The 6334-nt window shown below is 75.5% G+C and carries 5 protein-coding genes; all 5 read left to right on the plus strand.

Features of this window, described 5'->3' with window-relative positions; translation table 11 throughout:
• Positions 1-56: 56 nt before the first annotated feature.
• The 5 genes from ACZ6NC_RS19150 (at position 57) to ACZ6NC_RS19170 (ending at position 6332) form a co-directional block, all read left to right on the plus strand.
• A complete protein-coding gene (locus tag ACZ6NC_RS19150; protein WP_465734204.1) occupies positions 57-1268 on the plus strand; it encodes a sensor histidine kinase in 1212 nt (403 codons plus the stop codon).
• Complete coding sequence (locus tag ACZ6NC_RS19155; RefSeq protein WP_465734206.1) at positions 1265-1915, plus strand: response regulator; 651 nt, start codon at positions 1265-1267, stop codon at positions 1913-1915. The genes ACZ6NC_RS19150 and ACZ6NC_RS19155 overlap by 4 nt, the downstream gene beginning before the upstream one ends.
• Before the next feature lie 195 nt (positions 1916-2110).
• Positions 2111-2980, plus strand: a complete 870-nt coding sequence (locus ACZ6NC_RS19160) for a 3-hydroxyacyl-CoA dehydrogenase family protein (protein ID WP_465734208.1) — start codon at positions 2111-2113, stop codon at positions 2978-2980.
• Between the two features lie 368 nt (positions 2981-3348).
• Positions 3349-3693, plus strand: a complete 345-nt coding sequence (locus ACZ6NC_RS19165; protein ID WP_465734210.1) for an STAS domain-containing protein — start codon at positions 3349-3351, stop codon at positions 3691-3693.
• A 182-nt stretch (positions 3694-3875) separates the two neighbouring features.
• Positions 3876-6332 (plus strand): ATP-binding protein, encoded by a 2457-nt coding sequence (locus tag ACZ6NC_RS19170; RefSeq protein ID WP_465734212.1) that lies wholly within the window; start codon positions 3876-3878, stop codon positions 6330-6332.
• Positions 6333-6334 lie beyond the last annotated feature (2 nt).

The following is a 6334-nucleotide window of genomic DNA, read 5'->3' on the forward strand; positions in this document are numbered from 1 at the left end:
GCGCCTCCTCCCCGCATCGGAGCCGCCCGCCCGGCCGGAGATGATCTGATGGGGCCGTGCGCAGACCCAACCTCACCCCGCGGCAGCAAGACCGGGCGATCGCGCTCTTCGGGCTGCTCGGGGGCCTGTTCCTGATCGCCGTCGGGGTCTACGACGGCTCCGAGCACATCCCCCGCTGGATGGCCGTTCCGCCGCTGCTGGTGATGGCCTCGCTGGAGCCGTTCCGGCGCACCCGGCCGGTCCTCATCGTGACGGTCGGCGGGGTCGTCTTCGCGGTCAGCATCTTCACCGGGGCGCTCCTGGCGACCACCCTGATGTACACCGACCTGCTGTACGCCGCGGTGCTCTACGGCAGCCCGAAGATGTCGCGGGTGCTGCATCTGACCGGTGCGGCCTCGGTGCTGGGGCTCTCGACGGTGGTGCTGATCTACAGCGACGCGCCGACCGCGGTGGCCGTCGTGGTGCTGACCACGCTGGTCTACCTGGCGCCGGTCTGGACCGGCGACATCGTCCGCAAGCACCGCCAGGAGGCGGAGACCCAGCGGCTGCGGGCCGAACAGACCGCACTGCTCTCCGAACTGGACCGGCGCGAGGCCGTCGTCGCCGAACGGGCCCGGATGGCGCGGGAGTTGCACGATGTGGTGGCCAACCACCTGTCGGCCATCGCGATCCACGCCACCGGCGCCCAGTCGGTGGCCCGCCGCCAGCGGCGGCCCGAGGACGACCCGCTGGTGGAGGTGCTGGCGGTGATCCGGGAGAACAGCGTCCAGGGATTGGCCGAAATGCGCCGCATGATCGGCCTGCTGCGGGACAGTGGCGGGGGAGAGGCCGACGCGTCGTACGCCGCACCCGACCTGGAGGCGGTCGACGCGCTGCTGGCCAAGGCCCGGGCGGCCGGGCAGGACGTCGGTCTGGACTTCGAGCTCACCGAGCGCGGCGACCGCGGGGAGCTGCCGGTGCCGGTCAACCTGGCGGCGTACCGGATCGTCCAGGAGTCCCTGACCAACGCGCTCAAGCACGCCGGGTCGGGGCACGTCCGGGTGCTGCTGGAGTACCGGCCGGAGGAGCTGCGGATCGCGGTGGACAGCCCGTACCGCAGCGGCGCCGGCCGGGAGCTGCCCGGTGCCCGGGCGGGCATGGTGGGCATGCGGGAGCGGGCCGGACTGCTCGGCGGCAGCTTCACGGCCGGACCGGAGGGGGAGTTCTGGAGCGTACGCGCGGTGCTGCCGCGGGCGCTGGTGACCGAAGGCGGAGAGGGGCGGGCATGACGATCCGGGTGCTGGTGGCGGAGGACCAGGCGGCGGTCCGCGCCGCGCTGGTGATGATCCTGCGGGCCGAGCCGGACCTCGATGTGGTCGGGCAGGCTGCGGACGGCGAGGAGGCGGTCCGGCTCGCGCTGGAGCTGCGGCCCGACGTCGTCCTGATGGACGTGCAGATGCCCCGGCTGGACGGCGTCTCGGCGACCCGCCAGGTGGTGGCCGCCGGGGCCGCCCAGGTGCTGGTGCTGACCACCTTCGACCTGGACGAGTACGTCTACGGCGCACTGCGGGCCGGCGCGGCCGGGTTCCTGCTGAAGGACCTGGAGGCGGACACCCTGGTCGAGGGCATCCGTACGGTGGCACGCGGGGACGGCATGCTGGCGCCCTCGGTGACCAGGCGGCTGATCGGCTCCTTCGCCCGCCCGGACCGGGCCGTCGGGCCGGACGTCCGGGAGGCGGTGGCCGGGCTCACGCCGCGCGAGCGGGAGGTGCTGGCCTGCCTCGGCGCCGGGCTCTCCAACGGCGAGATCGCCGGGCGGCTGGAGATGGCGGAGGCGACCACCAAGACGCACGTCAGCCGGATCCTGGCCAAGCTGCGGCTGCGCAGCCGGGTGCAGGCGGCGATCCTGGCCCAGGACCTCGGCCTGGGCATCTGAGTCTCCGACCAGTTGATCGGCTGACCTTCCCGCCCGGCCGGTCGGTTGCAGATCACACTCTCGGATGCCACCACGGGCGCGTGAAGGGCATTAGAGTCCCGCGCAGAGTGACGCGGCTCGTGGCGGGTGATCCCTGCCCTGAGCCGCCTTCAGGGCCCGCCCGCAGGGCGGCGACGGCATCCGGGAGACCAAGCCATGAGCAACGCGTCCAGCCAGCAGATCGCCGTGATCGGCGCCGGCCTGATGGGGGCCGGCATCGCCCAGGTCTCCGCCCAGGCCGGACACCCGGTGGTGCTGCGGGACGTCACCGAGGAGGCGCTGCAGCGCGGGCTCGCGGGCATCCGTGCCTCGTACGAGAAGTTCGTCTCCAAGGGTCGCCTGACCGCCGAGGACGCCGAGGCGGCGCTCGGCCGGATCACCACCACCACCGACCTGGGTGCGGTCGCCGAGGCCGACATCGTGGTCGAGGCGGTCTTCGAGCAGCTGGACGTCAAGGAAGGCGTCTTCCGGGAGCTCGACAAGATCGCCAAGGACGGCGCGGTGCTGGCCTCCAACACCTCCGCCATCCCGATCACCCGGATCGCGGCCGCCACCGGGCGCCCCGAGTCGGTCGTCGGCGTGCACTTCTTCTCGCCGGTGCCGCTGATGAAGCTGGTCGAGCTGGTCCGCGGCTACAAGACCAGTGACGAGGCGCTGGCCACCGCCCGTGCCTTCGCCGAGGGCGTCGGCAAGGACGTCGTCGTCGTCAACCGCGACGTGGCCGGCTTCGTCACCACCCGCCTGATCACCGCGCTGGTCGTCGAGGCCGCCAAGCTCTACGAGTCGGGCGTCGCCACCGCCGAGGACATCGACACCGCCTGCCGGCTCGGTTTCGGCCACCCGATGGGCCCGCTGGAGACCGCCGACCTGACCGGCGTCGACATCCTGCTGCACGCCGCCCGGAACATCTACGCCGAGACCCAGGACGAGAAGTTCGCCGCGCCGGAGATCATGGCGCGCATGGTCACCGCCGGCGACCTGGGCCGCAAGAGCGGCCGGGGCTTCTACCCGTACCCGGGCAAGTGACCCACCAAGGCGCGTGACCAGGCGGGCCGTGCGATCGGAGCATCGTACGGCCCGCCCGGCCGGGGGCGGGTGAGTTTCCTCACGCCGGGTGCCGCAGACGGGTGATTTGGGCGGTAATCGAGCGTAGGTATGGAGAGTTCCTGCGTATATTCCCTCGGACGAGTGAAGTTGCTTCAGATCTGGCCGGAACCAGCAACCTGCGGACCTGGTTCACCGTCAGATGAGGGGGAACCCGACCCACGCCGATGGCTGCGGCCGGGCCCGGGCGCGGGGCTTCAGGCCCGCCCGGATGGACACCCGCTCCCGGGCCCGGCGCGGCCGGGGCGGGACGACCCGTACCAGTGACCCGCCAGGCGGAGGAGGAGACCATGCGCATCACGGGCGACCACGCCGCGCTGGCCATCGAGGGCCGCCTCGACGTGCGCACCGCCGCCGACGCGCGGGTCCGGCTGCACCATGCCGTCGACGGCGGGCTGGGCGACCTCGTCCTCGACCTCGCCCGGCTGGAGTTCTGGGACGCCACCGGCCTCGGCGTGATCATGGGCACCCACCGGCGGGCCGGCCGGATCGGCCGCCGGCTGGTGCTGCGCTCCGTCCCGGCCCAGCTCCAGCGGCTGCTGGTGGCCACCCGGCTGCACCGCATCCTCGCCGTCGAGGGCGTCGTCGCCGAGCCCCGCGGCGCCACCCTGCCCGTGCTCGGCCCGGTGCTGTAGGCCGCCGTTCCCCGGTTCGGGGTGGTACCGCGCTGCGCGCGCGGCGGCGGATGTGCAAGAGTCTGCCGTCAGAACACGGCCGCCGGGTCGAGGTCCGGCTCCCCCAGCCTCCGGCCGGGTGGTACCCCCCAGCCCGGAGACGGCCGTTCGAAGTCGTCGGCCGAGTAGGGGCGGAGCAGATCGTGGGACAGCCATCCGGTGAGTTCCGGCAGGAGGCCGTACGCACCCGGGGCGGTGAACTCGTCTCCGGCGGACTGCTGGTGACCGTCGGCACCCCGGACGGCTCCGAAGTGCGCCCCTGCCCCGAGGAGTGGCGCCCCCGCCCCCGCCGGATCGAGCGCACCGAACCCGCCCGCGGCCCGGTCGGCGGCCCCGGCCGCGCGGTCGGACCGCTCGCCCTCGGCGCCGGGCCCGCCGACCTCCCGCTGCTCGACCGCGAGGCCGACATCGCCCAGCTGCTCGGCCTGCTCGCCGAGGGCCGCTCGATACGCCTGGTCGGCCAGGCCGGCTCCGGCCGCAGCGCCCTGCTGTCGGCCGTCGCCGAAGCGGCCGGCGACCTCGCGCCCGGCGGCGTCGTCCAGCTCTGCGGCCACCGCCGCACCGCCGCCGACCTCCTCCAGGACCTCTTCGCCGCCACCCATCAGGCCCCCGGCTTCCGCCCCGACCCCGGACAGCTCGCCGAACACCTCGGCCGGGTCGGCGCGATCGTGGTGATCGACGAGGTCGAGCAGGCCGGCCCCGAGCTGGAACAGCTGCTCGCCGCCGCCCCCGACTGCGCCTTCCTGATCTCCGTCGGCCCCGACAGCCCGCCGCTGCCCGCCGACTCCCGGCTCCGGGACCACCTCGTCGCCGGGCTCTCCCGCCCCGCCTGCCTCGCGCTCGCCGCCCGGCTGGCCGGCCGCCCGCTCGACGTGGCCGAGAAGGCGTGGGCCGTCGACCTCTGGTTCGAGTCCGAGGGGCTGCCACTGCGCTTCGTCCAGGCCGCCGCGCTGCTGCGGCAGCGGGACGTCGCGGTGGACGCGCTGGTGGCCGCGGAGGAGGACCGCCTCGACGTCTTCGGTGTGGTCCAGGAGCCCGTCCACGACCCCGATCCGGCGGTCCGTGAGGGCGCGCTGCGCCGGACCGTCCCGCTGCCGTCCGTCGCCGAGAGCGCCTCGCCCGCCGTCCGGCTCGCCGAGGGCCTGACCGAGCCCGCCCAGGCCGTGCTGCGGCTCGCCGTGGCGCTCGGCGGCGAATGCCCGACCGCCCCGCACCTGCCGGCGCTGATCGACGTCGGCCAGGGCGAGAGCGCCCTGCACGAACTCGCCGACGCCGGGCTCGCGGTGTCCATCGGCGGCCACCACCGGCTCACCGCGGGCGCGCTCGAACTCCTCGCGCCGCACTGGCCGGCCCGCAGCAGCATCGACGGCGCCGCCGAGCACTTCGCCTGGTGGGTCGGGCACAGTTCGGTCTCCACCGAGCAGATCGCGGCCGAGGCCGAGGTGGTGGTCGGCGTCCTGCTGGCCGACCGCACCGCCGGCCGGCACGCCGCCGTCGTCCGGCTGGCCCGGGCGGCCGCCCCGGCGCTGGCGCTGGCACTGCGCTGGGGGGCCTGGGAGCGCGCCCTGATGCTCGGCCTGGAGGCCGCCCGGCAGAGCGGCTCCCGGGCCGACGAGGCCTGGTTCCACCACGAGTTGGGCGTCCACGCGATCTGCGTCCGGGAGCCCGGCCGGGCGGCCGCCGAACTGGAGTCCGCGCTCACGCTGCGGGCCACGCTCGGCGAGCCACGCGGGGCGGCCGGCGCCCGCCGGATGCTGGACCTGCTGCGCGCCGACGGCCGGCAGCTGCCCGCCGCCGCCCAGGCCGGCCCGGTGCCCGCGCGACGGCCCGTCATCCGGGCGATCGCGCAGGTGCCGTGGCGGTTCAAGACCACCCCCGGCACGGCCGGCCGTACCCGCCGCACGGCGATCGCCGCCTCGGCGGCGGTGCTCGCGCTCGGCGTCCTCGGCACGGCCGTCGCGATGAGCGTCGCCGGCCCGGACGGGCACCGGGGCACCGACCCGCACAGCAGCACGGACGACGGCACCGGCCTGCCCGGGGGCATGCCGACGCCCCGGCCGAGCCTCAGCCCCGGTGCGGCGGCCTCCGACGGCACGGAGAGCCCGGGCGGCTCCCCGGCTGCGGAGGAGACCGGCCCGGAGCCGTCGGCGAGCAGCAGCGGGGCGTCGCACTCGCCGTCCGCGTCGAAGAAGCCGAGCAAGTCGCCGAGCGCCGGCGAGTCCGCCTCGCAGCCCCCGGCCCCGGGCCAGTCGCAGCCCCCGGCGGGCGGCGCGGGGGGAGCGGGTGGCGCGGGCGGCAACCCGCCGCCGCCCGGCGGTTCGGCGGGGGGTTCGGCCGGGGGCTCGGGTTCCGGCTCGGGCTCGGGCGGCGCGAACGGCGGCGCGAACGGGGGCGCGGCGGGCGGACAGTCCGGTGGGGGCACCACCACGACGCCGCCGGTGACCACCACGCCCAGCTCGCCCACGGCGACCACCAGTGCCCCGCCAAGCACGACGCCGGGGGGGGGGGGGGGGGCGGAGGGGGCCCCGTCCACGCCCCGGCCAAGCAGGGGGGGGGTCGAGGGGGGAAAGCCTCCGCTTTTTTTTTTTGGCTCCGCCTAACG

This window comes from Kitasatospora sp. NPDC041988 (assembly GCF_055588525.1).